Genomic DNA, 19,428 nt, shown 5'->3' on the forward strand with positions numbered 1-19,428 from the left:
CCCGGACGCGCCCGCGGTTTATGGCAAAATGCCCCGCTCCTGGCACTTGGGTAACTCGCAACACTCATGACGCAAAACGTAGCCCTTCAGATCGTTCAACGCATCGCCGACGAACTCAACGTGCAGCCGCGTCAGGTGGCCGCCGCCGTGCAACTGCTCGACGAAGGCGCCACCGTGCCCTTCATCGCTCGCTACCGCAAGGAAGTCACCGATAACCTCGATGACACGCAGTTGCGTACGCTCGAAGAACGCCTGCTTTATCTTCGCGAGCTGGAAGAGCGCCGCGCGGCGATCCTCGCGAACATCGACGAGCAAGGCAAGCTGACCGACGAGCTGCGCACCGCCATCGAGGCGGCCGACACGAAGCAGACGCTCGAAGACCTCTATCTCCCGTACAAGCAAAAGCGGCGCACGCGCGCGCAAATCGCCCGCGAAGCCGGCCTCGAACCGCTCGCGCAGGCCTTGCTTGCCGACCCGACACTCGACCCGCAGGCCGAGGCGGCAAAGTTCGTCGATGCCGAAAAAGGCGTAGCGGACGTCAAGGCTGCGCTCGACGGCGCCCGCGACATCCTGTCAGAACAATTCGGCGAAACGGCCGAGTTGCTCGGCAAGCTGCGCGACTATCTGTGGCATCAGGGCGTCGTGTCGTCGAAGGTCGTCGAGGGCAAGGAAAGCGAGGAAGGCGAGAAATTCCGCGACTATTACGACTACGCCGAGCCGATCGCCGCCGTGCCGTCACATCGCGCACTGGCCCTCTTCCGCGGCCGTAACCTCGGCATTCTGATGGTCAAGCTGGGCCTTGGCGAGGAACTCGACACGCAAATCCCGCATCCGTGCGAAGGCGTGATTGCCGGGCACTTCGGCATTCGCCAGCAGAACCGCGCCGCCGACAAGTGGCTAGGCGATGTCTGCCGTTGGTGCTGGCGCGTAAAGGTGCAGCCGCATCTCGAATCGGAACTGCTCACGCAAATTCGCGAGAGTGCCGAGAGCGAAGCCATTCGCGTGTTCGCTCGTAACCTCAAGGCGCTGTTGCTCGCCGCGCCGGCCGGTCAGAAGGGCGTGATCGGTCTGGACCCGGGCCTGCGGACCGGCGTGAAGGTGGCCGTGGTCGATCGCACCGGCAAGGTGCTGGGCACCGACACCATCTACCCGCACGAACCGCGCCGCGATTGGGACGGCTCGCTCTCGCGACTCGCCAAGATCGCCGCTGCCACCGGGGCGGAACTCGTGAGTATCGGCAACGGTACGGCCTCGCGCGAGACGGACAAGCTTGCGCTGGAGTTGATCAAGCGCCATCCCGAGCTCAAGCTTCAGAAAATCGTGGTCTCGGAAGCCGGGGCCTCGGTGTACTCGGCGTCGGAATTCGCTGCGAAGGAATTCCCCGACCTCGACGTGTCGCTGCGCGGCGCGGTGTCGATCGCCCGCCGCTTGCAAGATCCGCTGGCCGAACTCGTCAAGATCGAGCCGAAGGCCATCGGCGTGGGCCAGTATCAGCATGACGTGAACCAGCGCGAGCTGGCGCGCATGCTCGACGCCGTGGTCGAAGACTGTGTGAACGCCGTGGGCGTGGACGTCAATACCGCTTCGGCACCGCTGCTCGCACGCGTCTCGGGCCTGAACGGCACGCTTGCAAAGAACATCGTGGACTTCCGCGACAGCAACGGCCCGTTCCCGAATCGCGAAGCGCTCAAGAAAGTGCCGCGCCTGGGCGACAAGACCTTCGAGCAGGCCGCCGGCTTCCTGCGCGTGACCGGCGGCGACAATCCGCTGGATCGGTCGTCGGTCCACCCGGAAGCGTATCCGGTCGTCGAACGCATTCTGGCGAAGATCAAGAAGAGCATTGGCGACGTGATGGGCAACGGCTCGATCGTGCGCAGTGTCTCGGCGACCGAATTCGTCGACGAGCGTTTCGGTCTGCCAACCGTCAAGGATATCCTGACCGAACTCGAGAAGCCGGGCCGCGATCCGCGACCGGAGTTCAAGACGGCGACGTTCCAGGAGGGGGTCGAAAAGCTCACCGACCTCAAGCCGGGCATGCAGCTCGAAGGCGTGGTGACAAACGTGGCGGCCTTCGGTGCGTTCATCGACATTGGCGTGCATCAGGACGGCCTGGTGCACGTCTCGGCGATGTCGACGAAGTTCATCAAGGATCCGCACGAGGTCGTGAAGGCCGGCGACATCGTGAAGGTGAAAGTGCTCGAAGTCGATCCGCGCCGCCAGCGCATCTCGCTCACGATGCGCCTGAACGACGACCTGCCGGTGGCGGGGGCGACCGATCGTCCGAGCAGTAGCGGCGGTGGCGCACGCAGCGGCAACGGTGGCAATGGCGGCGGCCAACGTGGCGGCGGCGGTCAACGTCAGCGTGAACCGGAGACGGTGAACGCCATGGCAGCCGCGTTCGCCAAGCTCAAGCGCTAAGTCGAGCCCCAGCGCTCACGAGTCCGACGCACGCGCAAGCGTTACCTCGCGCCGCGTCCCGTCTCGTTGCGACCGGCCCGCCCTCTCCGGAAGGCGGGCTTTTTTTCGGTCCGCCAAAACGCCAAACCCCCAAGGGCTGGCGGCCTCGCCAATCCTTGGGGGTTCGTTGCATCGAGTTCACGCACGGCCATGTCAAACGGCGCAGCGTGCCCGGCCCCTCAGGGCACGGGACTCGCCGTCAGATTTCGATCTTGGTCCCCAGTTCGACCACGCGGTTCGCGGGAATGCTGAAGAAGTCGGTCGGCTTGGCGGCGTTCTGGTGCATCCATGCGAACAGACGTTCGCGCCAGATCGACATGCCCGGCAACTTGGTCGGCACCACCGTCTCGCGCGCGAGGAAGAACGACGTGTCCATCAGCTCGAAGTGCATGTCCGTCTTGCCCTCGAGCAAATTCAGGACTTCCTTGACGTCGGGCGTCTCGTTGAAACCGAACGTTGCGACTACGCTGAACAAGCCGCCGGAGTGATCCTGGACCTCGATGCGATTGAGATCTTCGACATACGGCACATCGACCGTGCGGAAGGTAAGGAAGATCGTGCGCTCGTGCAGGATGCGGTTGTGCTTGAGGTTGTGCAGCAAGCTCACCGGCACTTGCGTGTTGCCGCCCGTCAGGTAGATGGCGGTGCCCGCCACGCGATGCGGCGGATGCGCGAGCAACCCCTGCAAGAACGGCGCGAGCGGAATCCCGTCGGCGGCCGTGCGCTCACGCAGCAATTGGCGCCCCTTGTGCCAGGTCATCAGCATGAAGAACAGGAAAGCCCCCAGCGCTAGCGGCAGCCATCCGCCCTCTTCCACCTTGATCAGGTTCGCGCCGAAGAAGGCGAAGTCAACCACGAGGAAGCCGGTGATGATCAACGCCACCAGGAACTTGTTCCAGTTCCAGACCTTGACCATGACGACGCACGCCAGAATGGTCGTGATGACCATCGTCGTGGTCACGGCAATACCGTACGCGGCCGCGAGATTGCTCGACGACTTGAAGGCCAGCACGATCCAGATGATCACCAGCAACAGCGCCCAGTTGATCACCGGCATGTAGATCTGGCCGATTTCGCGATCTGACGTATGCAGGATCTTCATACGCGGGACATAGCCGAGCTGAATGGCCTGACTGGTCAGCGAGAATGCGCCGGAAATCACCGCCTGCGAAGCGATCACGGTCGCCGCCGTTGCCACCATCACCAACGGCACCAGCGCCCAGTCCGGGGCCATCAGGAAGAACGGGTTTTCGATGGCCTTTGGCGTCGTCAGCAGCAATGCCCCCTGGCCGAAGTAATTCAGTGTCAACGCCGGGAACACGAGGAGCGACCACGCAAATCGGATGGGCCGAATGCCGAAATGCCCCATGTCCGCATAGAGCGCCTCGGCCCCGGTCAACACCAGGAACACCGAGCCGAGCACGATATAGGCTTGCAGGGCGTGCGTATGGATGAAGCGGATGCCGTAATACGGGTTGATCGCCTGAACGATCTCGGGCGCGGCGATGATGTTGTACACGCCGAGCACGCCGAGAATCACAAACCAGATGACCATGACCGGGCCGAAAAGGCGTCCGACCTTGGCCGTGCCTGACTTCTGCATCCAGAACAGAACGATCAGGATGACGATGGTGATCGGCAGCACGAAGCGCGCGAGCGACGGGGCGGCAATCTCTAGCCCCTCGACCGCCGACAGCACGGAAATGGCCGGCGTGATGACCGCATCGCCATAGAACATACAGGCGCCGAACATGCCCAGCATCATCAGCACCGCCGCCCATCGGCTGCCGCTCCGCACGCTGCGCAGGCTGAGCGCCATGAGCGCGAGCACGCCGCCCTCGCCGCGGTTGTCCGCGCGCATCACGAACAGCACATACTTCAAGGAAACGACAATCACCAGGGCCCAGAACAGCAGCGAGATGATGCCGAACACAGCTTGCTGGGTAAACGGAATGCCGTGTTGCGGATCGAAACATTCCTTGAGCGCATAGAGCGGACTGGTGCCGATATCGCCGAAGACCACGCCGATGGCCGCCACCATGAGCGCGGGCAAAGCCTGAGGGCGCTGCCCGTGTCGTATGTTTTGCGTCATAAGGTTTGGGTAATCGCTTTATTGCGCTGCACAAAATGGGCGCTATTCTAACTGGGCGCCGGTTCCCTCGCCAGTCCGGACAGGTGCTGAGTGCCGGACGTCTGACATGGCAGGCTACGCTAGGATAATTCGAGCCGTGCGCCGTGACCAGTGCGGCGCGACAAGGGTTTTGCCACCCCGGCGCACCCTGGGATTGGGCGAGCGGCGCCGCGTTTCGAGTTGCAAATGCGCGACATATGCCCGGCATGCGCATTCACGAGTCGACAGCTCCGCCAATTGCGTGTACCGGTGCACCACGCACGACACCGCCGCCGGCGGCGAAGCGCTGGCGCGGCGGCCCATAAAAAAACCGCCCGAAGGCGGTTTTCCCAGCATTTGAGCCGTCGACCGAACGATGTCCGGCAGGTCATCGCCTTAACGATGACGCGTTGCCTTGCCGCGATGGGCGGGGCTCTTGACCGAGCGCACGAGGCTCGAATCGGCACTGTTCTGCTCGGCTTCAAGCGAGCGGATCTGGCCTTGCAGGTCGTTCAGGCGCAGACGCGCTGCGGTACGTTCGGTTTCCAGTGCCGAGGCCTGTTCGCGCACTGCCTGCTGGTTCTCGGCCAGCGCCTGTTCCTGCTGGCGTTGAATCGTCAGGTCGTTCTGCACCGCGTTCAGGCGCGCTTCACTCGCGGCGAGCTGGCGCTCCATCAGCGCCTTTTGCGCTTCGAGCTTGATGCGACGGATTTCGACGTCGGCGAGCACCTGCGTCTGGCGCACGAAGTCGCCATAAAGTGCTTCCGCCTTCTTCTCGTTGCCGAGCTTCACGACGCGCCAGAACTGGCCCTCATGGAACAGTGCGACGTAATAGCCCAGCGTCTGCGGATAGAACAACAGGCTCGCGCCATAGCGGCCGTTGTAAGTTGTGCGAAGTTCGGAGACTTCCTTGTTCTGAATGCGATCGCGCAGTTCCTGGATCGTCCCCGAGGCCGCCGCCGGCGCGTTGGCCGACTGCGCAGGCACTGTCGGCGCCGCAAGTTGGGCAGGCGATGCGCCCGTCACGTCCTTCACTGCGTCCGCCGCCCCCGCTGGCGTTCCCCAGGCTGCCAGGCATGCCACCCCCACGCCCAACCAATACCGCCCCCGGCAATCACTGATTTTCATCTGATCTGTTTTCCTCTTATCGACCGGACCGTTTCACGATCCTTGTTCGCCGCATTCGTTCGCCCCTCCGGACTCCGCCCCGAGGATCTGAGACCTGCGTATTTGTGGAATGATAACCGCACGCCCGCAATAGCCGCCAATTCTATCCATTGACGCGCCCGCTTCCAAGCGCCGAATGCGTTATTGTGCCCGCCTGAATTCATCTGTTGATACCGCGCAACTCCACACACCGTGCGAGTTCTCCTGGACGGAACTTCGATGTCAGACAAATCCCGTCATTTAGGGACGAATCGAGGAATTGCCCACGCAACACGCGGCGATATCGGGGCACGATCCCATGGCGAGGGGCGGATGGCATCTCTCGGACCGCCGCTGGCTTTTCAGTCGTTTCCTTCGGTTTGCCAACCAGGCGCGCCGAATGCCGTCCGGTCACGGCGCACTAGCGATCGCTACCGGTGCCCGCCTCGAACTCGCCGGCCAGTTCCGAATCGTTGCCAACGATCTGATACTTGCGCATTTTTTCCCACAGCACCTTGCGGCTGATGCCCAGGGCATTGGCGGTGTCCTGGCGTCGCCAGCCGTTGGCGTCGAGCGACGCGACGATGCGTGCGCGTTCGGTGGCATCCCAACGGGCGCGATCGGTGAGCACCGCGCCTCGTGCGCCGTCATCACTGCGTGAGGGGGTGCCCATGGAAAGCGCGTCGAAAATCGGGCGGATGCGCCGCTCGTCCCAGCCCCCCAATTGCCGATAGATGATGCCGACACGCTCGGCGATGTTGCGCATTTCACGCACGTTGCCGGGAAACACCCCGCCCTCGACCAGTTCGCGCAGCCACGGCGGCACTTGCGCGCCGACCTCGCTGTCGCCGACGACCTTGCCGAGATAGGTCGTGAAAACGGCGAGCTTGTCGACGGGGCCGCGCTCCTCGAGACTCGGGATATGCAACTCGATCACGGCGAGACGGTAGAACAGGTCGGCACGGAACAGTTCGTCGCGCACCATCGTCTTGAGGTGCTTATTGGTCGCCGCCACGAGCCGAAAGTCGAGCTTCACGGGTTGCGCCGACCCCAGACGCGTCACCGCGCTGTCCTCCAGCACCCGCAACAGCTTGACCTGCTGATACAACGGCAGATCGCCGATTTCGTCGAGGAAGAGCGTGCCGTCGTTGGCCTGCTCGAAATAGCCTTTGTGCGAATAGAGCGCCCCCGTAAACGCACCTTTGGCGTGGCCGAAGAAATGCGACTCGAACAGGCCATCGGGAATCGCACCGCAGTTCACGGCCACGAAGGGGCCTTGCCCGTAATGACTTTGCTTGTCGTGCAGCAGGCGCGCGATGCGCTCTTTGCCCACCCCAGTCTCGCCGTGAATGAGCACGTTCGAATCACAATCGGCGAAGGCGTCGACCTCCGCGAGCAAGCCCAGCATGGCGCTCGACTGCGCAACCAGCGGGTCCACCGGCGCGGGGGCGCGGTCGGCTTCCGCGATGGCGCCCGAGAGTTTGAAGATGAGCGTGCGCAATTCCGCGCCGGAGAAGTCGAGCGTGAGGATATTGCTGTACTCGGGCGGATAGACGCGCGGATCGTTCTCGCGCGGCGTGGTCGCGACCCAGATGACAGGCATGCCGTGGCCCAACTGCCACTCCTGGGCATTGGTCGATGCGCCTTCGATCACCGACACGCTGACCACGGCGATGGATGGACGCGCCTTGGTGCGCTCGCGCGAGAGGTCGACGCCGTCGGCACGAATGACTTCCATGTCGAAGCTCGCGAGGCAATGCGCGACGCGGTCGGCAATATCCGACTTGCCCTCCCACACGTACACATCGAGATCTTCACGTACTGGCTTGCTTTTCATGCTTGTCCGCTGGTTGCCGGTCGCGCCAGGCGCCCGTCATGGTGAATTTCAGTCCTGATATCCGTCGCCCGCTGTGGGGCCTCGCTGTTGCGCTCCTGTTCCGGTTCGCTTGCGCGATCGTGCCGCTTCGCTAATAGACGAGTTGGACGAGTCCGTTCTGGCAGTTGATGCTGTCGACTGTCACCGTGGTGGTACCGAGCGTGATGCCGAGCGACGTGAGTAACGTGTTGAGTAGCGTGCTCAGTGGCCCTAGCAGCGGATTGAGCAAGGTATAGACCACACTGCCGAGCACGGGCGAGACGTCGGCGCTACCGATCGACCCCGACACGGCATTGACGCGGCACTGATTTGCCCCGCTGCCCGACAGATTGCACACCAGATCCGAAACGCCGCCCAGCAAACCGTTCACGATTGAGCCAAGCGTATTGACCAGCCCAGTGATGAGGCCGTCCACGCCACCGACCACTTGGGGCAGGTCGAGGGTGGCGACGCCACCCAACGTGGTGCCGAGCGCATTGGTCGTGGTGGTGAGCCCTGCGGCGGCAGTACTGAGAAACAGGTTGACCGTCGAGACGGTGGCGCCCACGGCCGCTGTTGGCACGCTGCCAACGAGACCCGTACCGATCGTATTGGATGACGCCGCCCCAGACGCACTCACGTCGAGCGACAGGCCAGTGACCAACGCGCTGACGATCTGGCTCAGATTCACGCTCGAGCCGACCGGCCCGACGGTTTGTGGAAACGGTCCGGTAAACGTCAGCGGCGCGGGCGAATTGGTCACGAGCGAAAGGTTGACGTTTCCACCCACGTTAATCAATCCCAGCAACGTCGCAATGTTCGTGCGCTGCGTCATGAGGGTGGTGCAGCTCGCTGCATCGTTTGCGATGTTCACGCCGCTGGCCGTGCCACCCACACAGGCATTCACCAGCCCGGAATTGATTTGGAGAGTCGCGGAAGGGGTCGCACCGCATTGCAAGGCCGTCACTGTCGCTGTCGACTGTGCCGCCTCCAGCACGAGCGGCAAATTCAACTGCGTCCCCAGCCCATTGAGCAGCCCACCCAGCGTACCTGCAGACGAGTTCACAGTCACGAACAGCCGCAATTGCGCGGTCGTCGCTGTCGCCCCGACACCGCCCACGCCAACCTGTGGCGGCGAGATGACCCGAGCCACGACCGACACCGTACCGCCCAGAATCGGTAGCGACGGAATCGCCACGGCGTTGCTGCCGTTAGCGCCGACGACGGCTGCGGAAATCAGATCGGCGACACCGATATTGGCCGTGAGCGCGTTCGCTGCGCTCACCCCCGCCGCGTCGATGTTGGCGATGAGGCCGGGCGTCGTCGCCGTGCCCAGCAAGTTGATCGGCAGATTCAGCACCGGGCTTCCCGCGAACACATTGATGAGATTGTTCATCGCCGTGACCGACGCCGAGAGCGCACCGTTCTGCGTTGCCAGCGCGATATTCGTCGCACTCAGCAATTGCCCGACGGTCAGGTTCTTCACCGCGGCCACGCCCGAAAGCGACGCCACGCTGACATCGCCGGTCACCGGAACCCCAAGCGCCTGCAACAATCCCTGCGGCGTGATATTGACGCCGACTAGCTGCTGTGCTGCGGCGACGTAGAGCGTTGGCGAGATGCCGACCGACTGAAGCAGCGGCGCGAGCACCGAGTTGCTCGTATTAAGCGCCAGCAGTCCCGAGTCGACCGTGAACGTCACCACCGCTGGCGCCTTGCGTGCAATCGCGGTGGCGGTGATCGTTCGGGTGCCGGCGAGCTGGAAGAAGGACGGCACCCCCAACGACAACTTCACCGACACTGCATTTCCACTCGCCGCATTGCCGGCATTGGTCGCGACGAACGTGCCCGGCCCGGTCGCCGAGGCCGACGGCGATGTCCAGATGCCGCACGACGTCGTCACCTGCAAGCCGGTGACGCTGCTGCCCATGTTCGATGTCACGTTGGCCTGTGCGACGCTCGCATACGACGTGGCGTTGGCGCATCCCGGCAGCGTCTGCGCACCGGCGAGCGCAGCCATGTCGGCCGCGCGCTGCAGATCGCGTCGTTGCATGAACGCATAGCCCACATCGATGGCGAACGCCAGAATCAGCGCCACGATCACGAAGACGAAGGCAAGAATCGGAACCGATCCCCGCTGCGCCCCACGTGACGAGGCCATAAGATTCGTTCGGCGCAAACGCGCACGCACAGTCATGACACGTTACTGGCTCGCGCCAGCCCCCGCTGTGGCAGGCGCAGCGCCCGCGCTGCCCCCGCCATTGTTGCCGGTCCCCGTATCGCCCTGGACGATCGCCGGATAGAACTGAGGAATCGGATACGTGAAGCTATCCAGATAGCGCTTGTAGGCACGCGACGCCGTTGAGCCGAGCATCGGCAGCCCCGGCCCGGCGGCCAGGTTGCCGGCCTGCAGCGCGAGCAACGCTTCGGTTTCGTCGCCGAGCATACCGTCGCGGGCATGCTCGCCGACACGCAGTGCCGTATCGCGCCGAACGACGTTGTGCGGCACACGCCTCGTTTGTTCTACAGGCGCTGCCGCCGTTTGCGCTGCGGGGGTTGCCGAGACAGCTGGTGCCGGTGCCGGCGCGGCGACATTGCGTGCGTCAGCGCCGCCCATCGACCCCGTGATCGGCGCATTGAGTTGCGCCGCGACCGCGCCCGCCCAAAGCGTGAGCACGGCGGCAACGAGCTGCGCCACCCGCCGCGGCCAGGCGCCCGATGTTCCGTGTGGTTTCTGACCTGCCATCATCCCGTCTCCCTGATATTGCGTGATTCTCGTCGTGCGCCCTGGGCCATGCATGAAGGCGGAAGCCACCGCATCACTGCGAGCGGCTGAAACGGTCCATCAGCGACATCGGCATGTCGCTGCGGGTGCCATCGGTGCCATCGGTGCCATCGGTGGTATCGGCCGCCACCGCGGCACGTGCAAGCCGGGCCTGCGCCAGCGGTGCCGGAATCGATGCCGCGGCCTGCGCGGCGGCGCGTGCCGCCGCTGCATCGGCAGCCGCCCGGCGCGCCTGTCCCTCGGCGCGGATGTCGGCGGCCAGTTTGTCGATGGCGTCGCGCGTCGCCTGAGGCATGTCGGCGCGCGTCATCACCTCATCGGCCCGCGAGCGCTCGCCCGTCACCACGAGATACACCGCCAGATTGCTCAACACCTTGCGGCTGTCAGGCCGCAGCTCGGCCGCCTGAGCGAGCGGAACCCGAGCCGCCCCCGTATCGCCGCTGCGCAACAGCGCAAAACCGAGATCGCTCAGGTAGAACGCCTGCGTAGGCGCGCGCGTCACGGCCTCGTGCAGCGCCCGCGCCGCCGCCGCGTAATCCTTGCGTTGCGCTTCCACCAGCCCCATGCCGTGCCACGCCGCCGCCGCTTCGCTCCCGATCAGCAACGGGCGGTAGGCTTGCTCTGCGGCGTTGGGCTGCCCCGTCTCACGCAAGGCATCGGCCCGGAGAATGTCGATGTCCGGCGCCGCGCCGTACTGCATCCGAAATTCGTCGATATGCGCCAGCGACGCAAAATACGCGCCCTGCTCCTGCATCTGGCGAATCATCGACAGATACAACCCGCGTGTGTCGGGCTTGGCCGCCTTGGCCATGGCCTCGTCGTTCTGCTCGGCCTGCATGAGCGCCGCCGCCGACGGCGCACCGTAGCCGCCGATACGCGGCCCGCTGCACCCGGCAAGCGCCGCCGCGCACAGCACGGCCATCAGCGAGCCGGCCATCGCGCGACGGGCGCGCGGTGGCGGTGGGACGCGGGTCGCGGCAGCGGCCCGGGCAAGGCGTCGTGTCTGAATTCGTCGGGTCACCGCATAGCCTCCATCGATTTCGTTAGCGACAGGATCGCCGGCCCCGCCACCACCAGCATCAGCGCGGGTAACAGGGTCAGCATCATCGCCAGCGTCATCTTCACCGTGAGTTTGCCGATGCGCTCTTTCATCGTCTGCCGGCGCTGTTCGCGCAAGCGATCGCTGAACTGTTGCAGCGGCTCCTGCACCGCCCCGCCATGCTGCTCGACCTGCACGATGAGCCGCACCAGCGCGCGCAAATCGTCGTTGTCGTAGACCTCGCGCAAGCGGCCCAGCGACGCCTCGCGACCACGCCCGGAAGCGTGCTGACGATTGGCGTTGTCGAATTCCTTGGACAGGATCGGCAGCACTTCGCGAAAATCCGACACCAGCACATACAGGCTCTGATCCATCGACAGGCCCACCCCCTGCAGCAACCGCAGCAAGTCGATGAGCAATGGCAGCTCCTCGATCAGTTCGCGACGGCGCTGGGTCGCCTTGCGTTGCACGTAGAACTTCGGCATGAGCAGTCCGGCTCCGGCCGCACCGATCAGGCGCAGCATCGTGCCAACACCCCCGCTGCCCGGGAACCACAACCAGATGAGCAGCGGCAACACCGCCGCGAGCGCCACCCGTGTGAACAGGAACAGCGACTTGGCCCGCACGCTGTCGTAGCCGCATTGCGCGAGCAGCAGGCGATCCTCGGCGGCAATCAGATGCTGACCCAGCCGCGTTTCCGACCACTGCTTGCCCAGCGCCGCGGCACGGTCGAACAACGCGCGCCAGCCGCGCCGTCGGCCCTCATGGGTCGCCAGCGTGTCGTCGTCAGGCCCCGCTTGACGCCCGCCCGGCGTACTCGCCTCACGCAGTGCCGCCAGCGCCTGTTGCTGGCGGCTAGCCAGCACCTGATCGATCATCCGTTCACTGCGTCCCTGACGCATCGCACGCAACAGCAACGCCGACGCCGCCAGCAACAGCCCGGCCGCGACCATCAACAGGCCCAGCATCATCCACAGGTGCGAGTTGGCGAGGCGCATATCGGTCAGTCCCTCTCGCTCACAGCGACTTGGCGAGCCGGTACAACAGGAAGCCGCCGAAGACTTCCAGTCCCAGGCCGATCGCGAGCAGCCGCTGACCGGACGCCTCCTGGAACATCGGCTCGAAGAATCTCGGATTGAGCAACATCAGCACGGCACTGACGATGATCGGAAGCGCAGCCAGCACCCATGCCGATAGCCGTGTCTCGGACGACAACGCGTACAGTTCCGCTTGCGCCTGCTCGCGATCGCGCATGAAGCCCGCCATGCGCGACAGGATCTGGTCGGCGCGTCCCCCGAACCGGGTGGAGAGGTCGACCACCGACGCGAACAGATAAATCTCTTCGACGTGATAGACACGTGCGATCTGCTTGAGCGCAACGTCGAGATCCACACCTGCCTGCACCTGTCGCACGGCACGGTCGAGCAGCTCGCGCAGCGGCATGTCGGCATTGCCCGCGGCGGTCTGGAACGCGGCCGGCAGGCTATTGCCGACGGTCAGCATCCGCACCATGCCGTCGAGAAAGATCGGCAACTGCCGCACGATATTGCGATGCCGGCGCGCCGCCTTGAACCAGTAGCGCAGTACCGTGCCGACCGCGTACATCAACAGTACGACGATGGCCGAGAGCGGCCCGTGCCACATCCAGAACAGCATCACCAGCAGCAGGCCGGGCGCGACCAGCATCGTGTAGAACATCGGATCGGTCTGCACGCCCGCGCGCTCGAAGAAAAACTCCCACGGCAACGACTTGCGACGCGGCGCGCGCGCGGCGTCGCTCTCGCTCGCCGCGAACCGCGGCGCGCTCTGGGCGAGCTGCCGTTCAAGAAACGCGCGCGTCGCCTGCGCTCTCACGCGCTGGTGCGTGCGGCGCCATAGCTCCAACCCTGCGGCGATCAGCAGCAGGGCGATGCCAATGACCCACAGCACGATGGCATTCATCGACGGCGTCCGAAGAAGCCACCACCGCCGCCCGAATCCGGCGGCGTGTTGCTTTGCGATTGCGCTGCTGCGGCGGCCGCCGCATGGCGCGTCTGCTCCTTGAACCGCTGCAATTTCGGCGAGTGCGGCTGAAGGCCGAGCGAGACCCAACGATCCTTCTCTTCGCCGTCGGGCCCCACGACCGATTCGTGACGGTACAGCTCCTGCGTCGAAATCACCGTATCCGACACCCCGGTCACCTCGGTAATCGACAGAATGCGTCGGCGCCCGCTCGACAGACGGCCGATCTGCACGATGAAATCGAGCGCGCTCGTGATCTGCCGGCGCAGGCTGCTCTCGCTGCCCTGAAACCCGGCGAAGCCCGCCAGCATCTCCAGGCGATAGAGGCATTCACGCGGCGAGTTGGCGTGGATCGTCGCCATCGAGCCTTCGTGGCCGGTGTTCATCGCCTGCATCATTTCCAGCACTTCGGACCCGCGCACTTCGCCCACGATGATGCGGTCGGGACGCATGCGCAAACTGTTGCGAATCAGATCGCGAATCGACACCTCGCCCGCGCCGTCGAAGCCGCCCTGACGCGATTCGAGCCGCACCACATGCGGGTGGTTGAGCGAGAGTTCGGCCGTATCCTCGACCGTCACCACGCGCTCGTTAGCCGGAATGAAACTGGCCAGCGCGTTGAGTAACGACGTCTTGCCCGAGCTGGTCCCGCCGGAGACAAGAATGTTGCAGCGTGAGCGCACTGCCGCGTCGAGCAGCGCGTAAATCTCTTCGTTGAAGCTGCCGAGCGCGAGCAGGTCGGACGGCTTGAGCGGATCCTTGCGAAACTTGCGAATCGAGACCACCGGCCCGTCGACGGCCAACGGCTCGATCACGACGTTCAGGCGCCCACCGTCGGGCAGGCGCGCGTCGACCATAGGGTTCGACTCGTCGAGACGGCGCCCGATGGGAGCAAGAATGCGTCGCACGATGCGCAGCAGATGCTGATTGTCCGAAAAGCGCAACGCTTCACGCGCAAGCACACCCTCGCGCGACACATACACGTCGTTGTACCCGTTGATCAGAATATCTTCCACCGCAGGATCCGCGAGCAGATCCTCGATGGGTCCGAAGCCGGCCAGCTCTTTCGTGAGCGCATCGGAGATCTGGCGCAATTCCGATTCGTTGATCGGGATGCGGCGCAGTCGCACGAAGCCGTCCATCTCCAGATCGACGAACTGCTGAATCGCGCTGCGGCTCCAGCGCCCGAATTCGGCACCGAGTTCCTCGATCCGCGCGAGCAGGTGTTCGTGCGCTGCCGTCTTGATGTCCTGAAACTGCTGTGAATTGGCAAACGCGCGCTTGTCGTCGGCAAATTCGATGGAGTCGGTCATATCAGTGCTTTCCCATGAATCGGCCCAGCCAGCCCGACGAATGACGTTGTGCTGCCGCCCCCGCATGTTGCGCGCTGATCAGTCGTTCGACGAGCGGTTGCAACGCGCGCACGTACGGATCGCCGCGCGCGGTATCGAGAATCAGCTTGCCCTGATTGGTGGCCGAGAGCATGGCCAAGGGACGATCGGGCAGTGTGGCGAGCAGCGGAATCTCGAAGCGCTTGGCGATCTGATCGGCCGCCATGCCGTAACGCGGGTCGTAGCGATTGAGCACGAGCTGCAGGTGATGGCGCTCTACGCTCTTCTCTTCGAGATCGCGCAACATCGACGCGAGCGAGACGATCGCGCCCACGCTCTGGTCGACGACCAGCCAGACCTCGTCGGCCGCGCGCACGAGGCTCGCGACGAACGCGGGATTCGAGAAGCCGCCGAGGTCGGCCACGATCAGATCGAAGAACGCCCGCAGACGGTCGGTCAGCGCCAGCGCATCGGCCGCCGCCACGCTACGCATGTCGCCGAGATCGAGCGGCAGCGGCAACACCGCAAGGCCGCTTGGCGTATGCGAGACCGCCGTATGCACGAGCGTTTCATCGAAGCGACGCAGATTCTGCACCGCTTCGGCGAAGCTGAACTGACTTTGCGTGTTGAGATACAGCAGGCCGTCACCGGACGGCAAACCGAGATCGAGCAGCGCCACATGACCGAGTAGCGAGGCATCGAACTTATCGTCCTTGTTCGCCGGCACCTTCGCCGCCCGGACCGCCTTGTCGGGATGCGCGCCCACGACCATCTCCTGCCCGAGTTGCGACAGATGCGCGGCGAGCGTGCTGCACCCCACACCGATGCGCGCGCCGAGCAGCACCACGAAGCGCCCGTGACGTTGAGGCGCGACGACACTGGGCGGTGGCGTTTGATCGACCACCCGGCGAATGACGTCGAGCGCCTCCTCGTGCGTCGAGTGCATATCGATAAAATCGTGGACCCCGGCGCGAATGGCCGCCTTCATGCCGTCGGCCCGCACCATCGAGCCCACCGCCACCAGAGGCAATTTGGGCGCCACGCGCTTGAGCATGTGCGCGAGTTCGATGGCACCGGCGAAGCCGCCGTCGGCGGCGTCGTCGGCATGGCCGGTCGGTTCGCCGGAGAAATCGAGCAGCACGACCTGCGGATCGAGATCGCCAATGCGCTGCTGCAATTGTGCCGGACGGCCCGCCTCCTGCAACACCACGCCCTCGTCGCGCAACGCCGCCGAGAGCCACTGACCGTGGCCCGCATGCGCGCTGCAAAAGAGGAAGCGATGCAACTCTGTCATGGTGTCCAGTATTCGCGTCGGTGCGTTCATTTATGCACTCCTGACTTCCCTGCCCCGGGCTCTCGCCTCTGCGCCGCTCCGTACCCTCTTGGTACCCGTATCGACGTTATTTCGAAAAACCTGGCAGTTCGCTGTCGCTTGCTACACCCATCAAGTAGGCGCCCCACACGGGGCCCGGGCGACGCTCGCGCGTATCGCCCGGTAACGGCATCGCCACCCCTTTCGCCACCGGCTTGACCAGATGGGGCGTGACGACGATCACCAGCTCCTTCTCGGCGCTGTTGTACTTCAGATTGCGGAAAAATGCGCCGATGAGCGGCAGGTCGCCGAGCAGCGGCACCTTGTCGACGGCGGCGGTGGTGGTGCGCGAAATCAGGCCGCCGATGACGAAGCTCTCGCCGTCGCCCAACTCGACGGTCGTGTCCGCACGACGTGTCGTGATGGCGGGAATCTGCGTCGAGTCGGTCACGATGGCATTCGTATAGTCGATGTCCGACGCCTCGGGCGCCACCTTCAGCGCAATGCGGTTCGGCGCAAGAATCGTCGGCGTGACCGTGAGCCCGACGCCGAACGGCTTGTAGACGATGGTGGTGGTGCCAAGGCCACCCGACTGCGGCACCGGAATCTCGCCACCCGCCAGGAAGCTCGCGCTCTGGCCAGAGAGAGCCACCAGGGTCGGCGCCGCAAGCACCCGGCCGAGACCATTCGATTGCAGCAGATCGATCTCCGCCGCCATGCTGAACGCGCCACGGGTAACCGAGCCGAAGAACGAACCGAAGTTCGGCACGGCGCTCGTCCCGCCTGCGCCACCGAAGGCGGAGTTAAGCGCTGAACTCACGCCGAAGGTGCCCGACCCGGTCTTTTTCGACGCGCCGAAGCGCGCCCCCAACTGATTGAGAATATTGCGATTGATCTCGACGATCTTCACGTCGACCTGCACGACCCCGGTGTCCCCGACCGTCGAGCGATCGACGACGATGCCGCCCTTGCCCGCCGCATCGAGCGCCGCCGATTGCAGTGCGCTGTGCTCGATGACGGTATTCGCATGCCCCTTGATGAGCGCCGCGCCACCACGCGCATCCACGCTGGCCGTGCCGGTATCGCCCAGGGCGCCCTGCAGACTGCCCTTTACATGCACTTCCCAACGCACCGGCTCGCCGCCACGCGGCCACGCGGCGATTTGCGTGGTGCCCGCCTGCTTGCCGACGACCAGCACCGAGCCGCGTCGTCCGCCCGAGCCCTTGAGCACGACGACATCCGCCACCGCCGGATCGGCCACGGCAACGCGCTCGAGCGCGCCGGGCACTTGCAGTTCGCGTTGCTCGTGAACCCCCAGCGTCAGCGAGCGCGATCCGGCGCCCGATCCGGTGTCGGCCGCATCGGCCAGACGCACCGACACTGTGGCGGCGCACGCGAGCAGCGCGGCTAAGCACAACAGCATGCCCGTCACGCGTCGGGTCTGTCGTCTGGCAGTGCGAACCTGGCTTCTGATCATGGCGTGGCGATATCGGTCACTGTGTGGGTGAACTGGCGTAGCGTTTCGGGTCGAATCTGTAGGCATCGGCGGCGTCAATAAGCGGCGGTGCTTTGCTGCGCGCCGCGAACGACTTCGATCGTGGCGCCGCCGCTCCCCCGTGCACCCGCCATATGGGGGGTCCCCGCCGGCGCGCGCGTCGGTGCACCCGCGAGCCCCGTCGCGGCAATGCCGGCATAGGCCTGGTTCTCGGGCGTCTCGAGCGCCGCCTTGTCGTCCGCCTTGAGTCCGGCCTTGCCCGCGAGCACGGGCGGTGGCGCCGGGAACAGCGACGGGTCGGGTTTGGCGTCGTCCCCCGGGTTGCGAAGCGCCAGCGTGATCTTGCCCTGCTGTGTGCCAAGCACCACCCGGTTGACGTCGGCCACCGGCACGGCCACGACCGCGGCAGTCGCCGGCATGGGCGCCTGCGCATTGATGGCCGGTTGCGCAGGCGCCGGGGCGGCGGTCGTGGCGGCTTGCACGCTGGACGCGACGCTCGGCGTGGCCGGCGGCGGCGACACATCGTCGAGCGATGCGTTGCCATAGCTCAGCACCCGCACACGGGAGGCCAGCAGACGCGCTTGCGTGTCATCAACCAAGCCCACCGCCGGTCCTGCCGGTCGATTGGTTTTCATCGTGAAGAAGACGTCGACGTAATCCCCCGGACGGATGCGGTTGCTCACGCCGACGGTCTCGGAGACCGGAATGGCCACGGCCCGCTCGCCCGGCGCGAGCTGCAGGGCGAGGCCGCGAGCGAGCGCGTTTTGCGTAACGGGCACGCCGGCCGCGAGGGCAATGAGGGGCACGCGGCCCACGACGTCGGCCGGGTTGGCGAAGCCGCCCGCGGTCTGACTATCGAACGAGACGAGCTTCACGCCGTCTGCTGCGATGGGTTGGCCCGGCGCGAGCGCCTTGGCCGCCACCACGGCCGGATAGCGCTGCGTGAGCGTCTGGGTTACCGGTGAAGGCGTCGCGGCCGGCGCCGGCGCGTTGGACGTGCCGAGACGCAGCGCGAACAGCGCGAGCAACACACCGGCGACAACCAACACAGCAGCAAGAATCTTGGTGGCTTTGTTCATGGCTTGGGGCCTGAAGGCCGTTCAGTCACAACTTGCAGGACGCCGGCGAACCGGCAGCATGACAACCTGGCATAACCGCACATCTCATTTGGGCGCTCGGGGTGAATGTTCGTGGCACCTGCGCGCCGCTCTCCTGTAACGCTCGCGTCCCTCATTTAGCTGCCGCCCAACGTCGATGTGTCGAGCGTAATCGCGGCCGTCCCGACAATGTTTTGCGGCACGAGCGCTCCCAGCCCCGGCCAATTGACGGTCATCGGCTGGGTCAGCGTCAACGTGACGTGAACGATGCATTGCGAACTGGCGCTGGTGCCCGACGCCGGACACGGGTAGGTCGCGTCGGGCGTAAAACCGGTGCTCACCGCCGACGCCGACGGCCAGGTCAACGTGGTGTTGATCGCCTGCGTGGCGTATCCCTGGCGCTGCGCCATGGTGCCGGCGCGCAGCATGGCGCGGCCAGCCTCGGAGGCGGCCTGCGTCAGCATCTGCCGGGCAAGAATGGTGATGGAGAACGCGACGGCAACATAGAACGCGGGCAGCAGGATCATCAGGATGAGCATGAATTCCAGCGCGGCGACGCCACGCGAGCGCGTGCCTCGCAACCCTGACCCTGCCCGTGCCCCAAACCGCTTCATGACGATGCTCCCCGTCGCTCACGGCACTGTGTGGCCGTGTTTGGCGACGCATTGGTCATACTAATTTGCGCGGCGTCGCCCGCGCCTCTCGTTATTTCGGTGCCGCTTGCCGCCGCACTCGTCATTGCCTGTCTTCACCTGTGGCAGGTGTCGTGGAGACTCGCACGACCTGCCGCTGCCTGACTC

General features: G+C 65.0%; 14 protein-coding genes. 1 reads left to right on the forward strand and 13 read right to left on the reverse strand.

The window, feature by feature from the left end; genetic code table 11:
- Positions 1 to 66: 66 nt before the first annotated feature.
- Complete coding sequence (locus BGP02_RS03125) at positions 67 to 2,418, forward strand: Tex family protein (protein WP_268566377.1); 2,352 nt, start codon at positions 67 to 69, stop codon at positions 2,416 to 2,418.
- A gap of 238 nt (positions 2,419 to 2,656) precedes the next feature.
- Here BGP02_RS03125 and BGP02_RS03130 read toward each other — a convergent pair whose 3' ends face one another.
- From BGP02_RS03130 to BGP02_RS03190, 13 genes are all read right to left on the reverse strand, one after another.
- Complete coding sequence (locus tag BGP02_RS03130; RefSeq protein WP_039830364.1) at positions 2,657 to 4,549, reverse strand: potassium transporter Kup; 1,893 nt, start codon at positions 4,547 to 4,549, stop codon at positions 2,657 to 2,659.
- A gap of 414 nt (positions 4,550 to 4,963) precedes the next feature.
- Positions 4,964 to 5,695: a DUF2968 domain-containing protein gene (locus tag BGP02_RS03135; protein ID WP_083902309.1), complete on the reverse strand. Its 732-nt coding sequence runs from the start codon at positions 5,693 to 5,695 to the stop codon at positions 4,964 to 4,966.
- 439 nt (positions 5,696 to 6,134) lie between these two features.
- The gene (locus BGP02_RS03140; RefSeq protein ID WP_286797695.1) at positions 6,135 to 7,550 is read right to left on the reverse strand and encodes a sigma 54-interacting transcriptional regulator; all 1,416 of its coding nucleotides are present in this window, start codon (positions 7,548 to 7,550) and stop codon (positions 6,135 to 6,137) included.
- A 130-nt stretch (positions 7,551 to 7,680) separates the two neighbouring features.
- Positions 7,681 to 9,729 carry a pilus assembly protein TadG-related protein gene (locus BGP02_RS03145; protein WP_286797696.1) on the reverse strand — a complete coding sequence of 683 codons (2,049 nt, stop codon included), beginning with the start codon at positions 9,727 to 9,729 and terminating at the stop codon, positions 7,681 to 7,683.
- 42 nt (positions 9,730 to 9,771) lie between these two features.
- Positions 9,772 to 10,317, reverse strand: a complete 546-nt coding sequence (locus tag BGP02_RS03150) for a DUF3613 domain-containing protein (RefSeq protein WP_286797698.1) — start codon at positions 10,315 to 10,317, stop codon at positions 9,772 to 9,774.
- A 70-nt stretch (positions 10,318 to 10,387) separates the two neighbouring features.
- Complete coding sequence (locus tag BGP02_RS03155) at positions 10,388 to 11,374, reverse strand: tetratricopeptide repeat protein (protein ID WP_286797700.1); 987 nt, start codon at positions 11,372 to 11,374, stop codon at positions 10,388 to 10,390.
- A complete protein-coding gene (locus BGP02_RS03160) occupies positions 11,371 to 12,390 on the reverse strand; it encodes a type II secretion system F family protein (protein ID WP_268566380.1) in 1,020 nt (339 codons plus the stop codon). The genes BGP02_RS03155 and BGP02_RS03160 overlap by 4 nt, the downstream gene beginning before the upstream one ends.
- Before the next feature lie 19 nt (positions 12,391 to 12,409).
- On the reverse strand, positions 12,410 to 13,333 hold the full coding sequence (locus tag BGP02_RS03165; RefSeq protein WP_261938447.1) for a type II secretion system F family protein: 924 nt from the start codon (positions 13,331 to 13,333) through the stop codon (positions 12,410 to 12,412).
- Positions 13,330 to 14,706, reverse strand: a complete 1,377-nt coding sequence (locus tag BGP02_RS03170) for a TadA family conjugal transfer-associated ATPase (protein ID WP_150564474.1) — start codon at positions 14,704 to 14,706, stop codon at positions 13,330 to 13,332. The genes BGP02_RS03165 and BGP02_RS03170 overlap by 4 nt, the downstream gene beginning before the upstream one ends.
- A gap of 1 nt (position 14,707) precedes the next feature.
- Positions 14,708 to 16,048 (reverse strand): MinD/ParA family protein, encoded by a 1,341-nt coding sequence (locus BGP02_RS03175; protein ID WP_017231743.1) that lies wholly within the window; start codon positions 16,046 to 16,048, stop codon positions 14,708 to 14,710.
- A gap of 76 nt (positions 16,049 to 16,124) precedes the next feature.
- Positions 16,125 to 17,459, reverse strand: a complete 1,335-nt coding sequence (locus BGP02_RS03180) for a type II and III secretion system protein family protein (protein WP_286797704.1) — start codon at positions 17,457 to 17,459, stop codon at positions 16,125 to 16,127.
- Positions 17,460 to 17,587: 128 nt separating this feature from the next.
- Positions 17,588 to 18,610: a Flp pilus assembly protein CpaB gene (cpaB, locus tag BGP02_RS03185; protein WP_286797705.1), complete on the reverse strand. Its 1,023-nt coding sequence runs from the start codon at positions 18,608 to 18,610 to the stop codon at positions 17,588 to 17,590.
- A gap of 155 nt (positions 18,611 to 18,765) precedes the next feature.
- Positions 18,766 to 19,242 (reverse strand): TadE/TadG family type IV pilus assembly protein, encoded by a 477-nt coding sequence (locus tag BGP02_RS03190; protein ID WP_026132154.1) that lies wholly within the window; start codon positions 19,240 to 19,242, stop codon positions 18,766 to 18,768.
- Positions 19,243 to 19,428: the final 186 nt, after the last annotated feature.

The sequence above is a fragment of the Pandoraea sp. 64-18 genome (assembly GCF_001899225.1).
Taxonomy (GTDB): domain Bacteria; phylum Pseudomonadota; class Gammaproteobacteria; order Burkholderiales; family Burkholderiaceae; genus Pandoraea; species Pandoraea cepalis.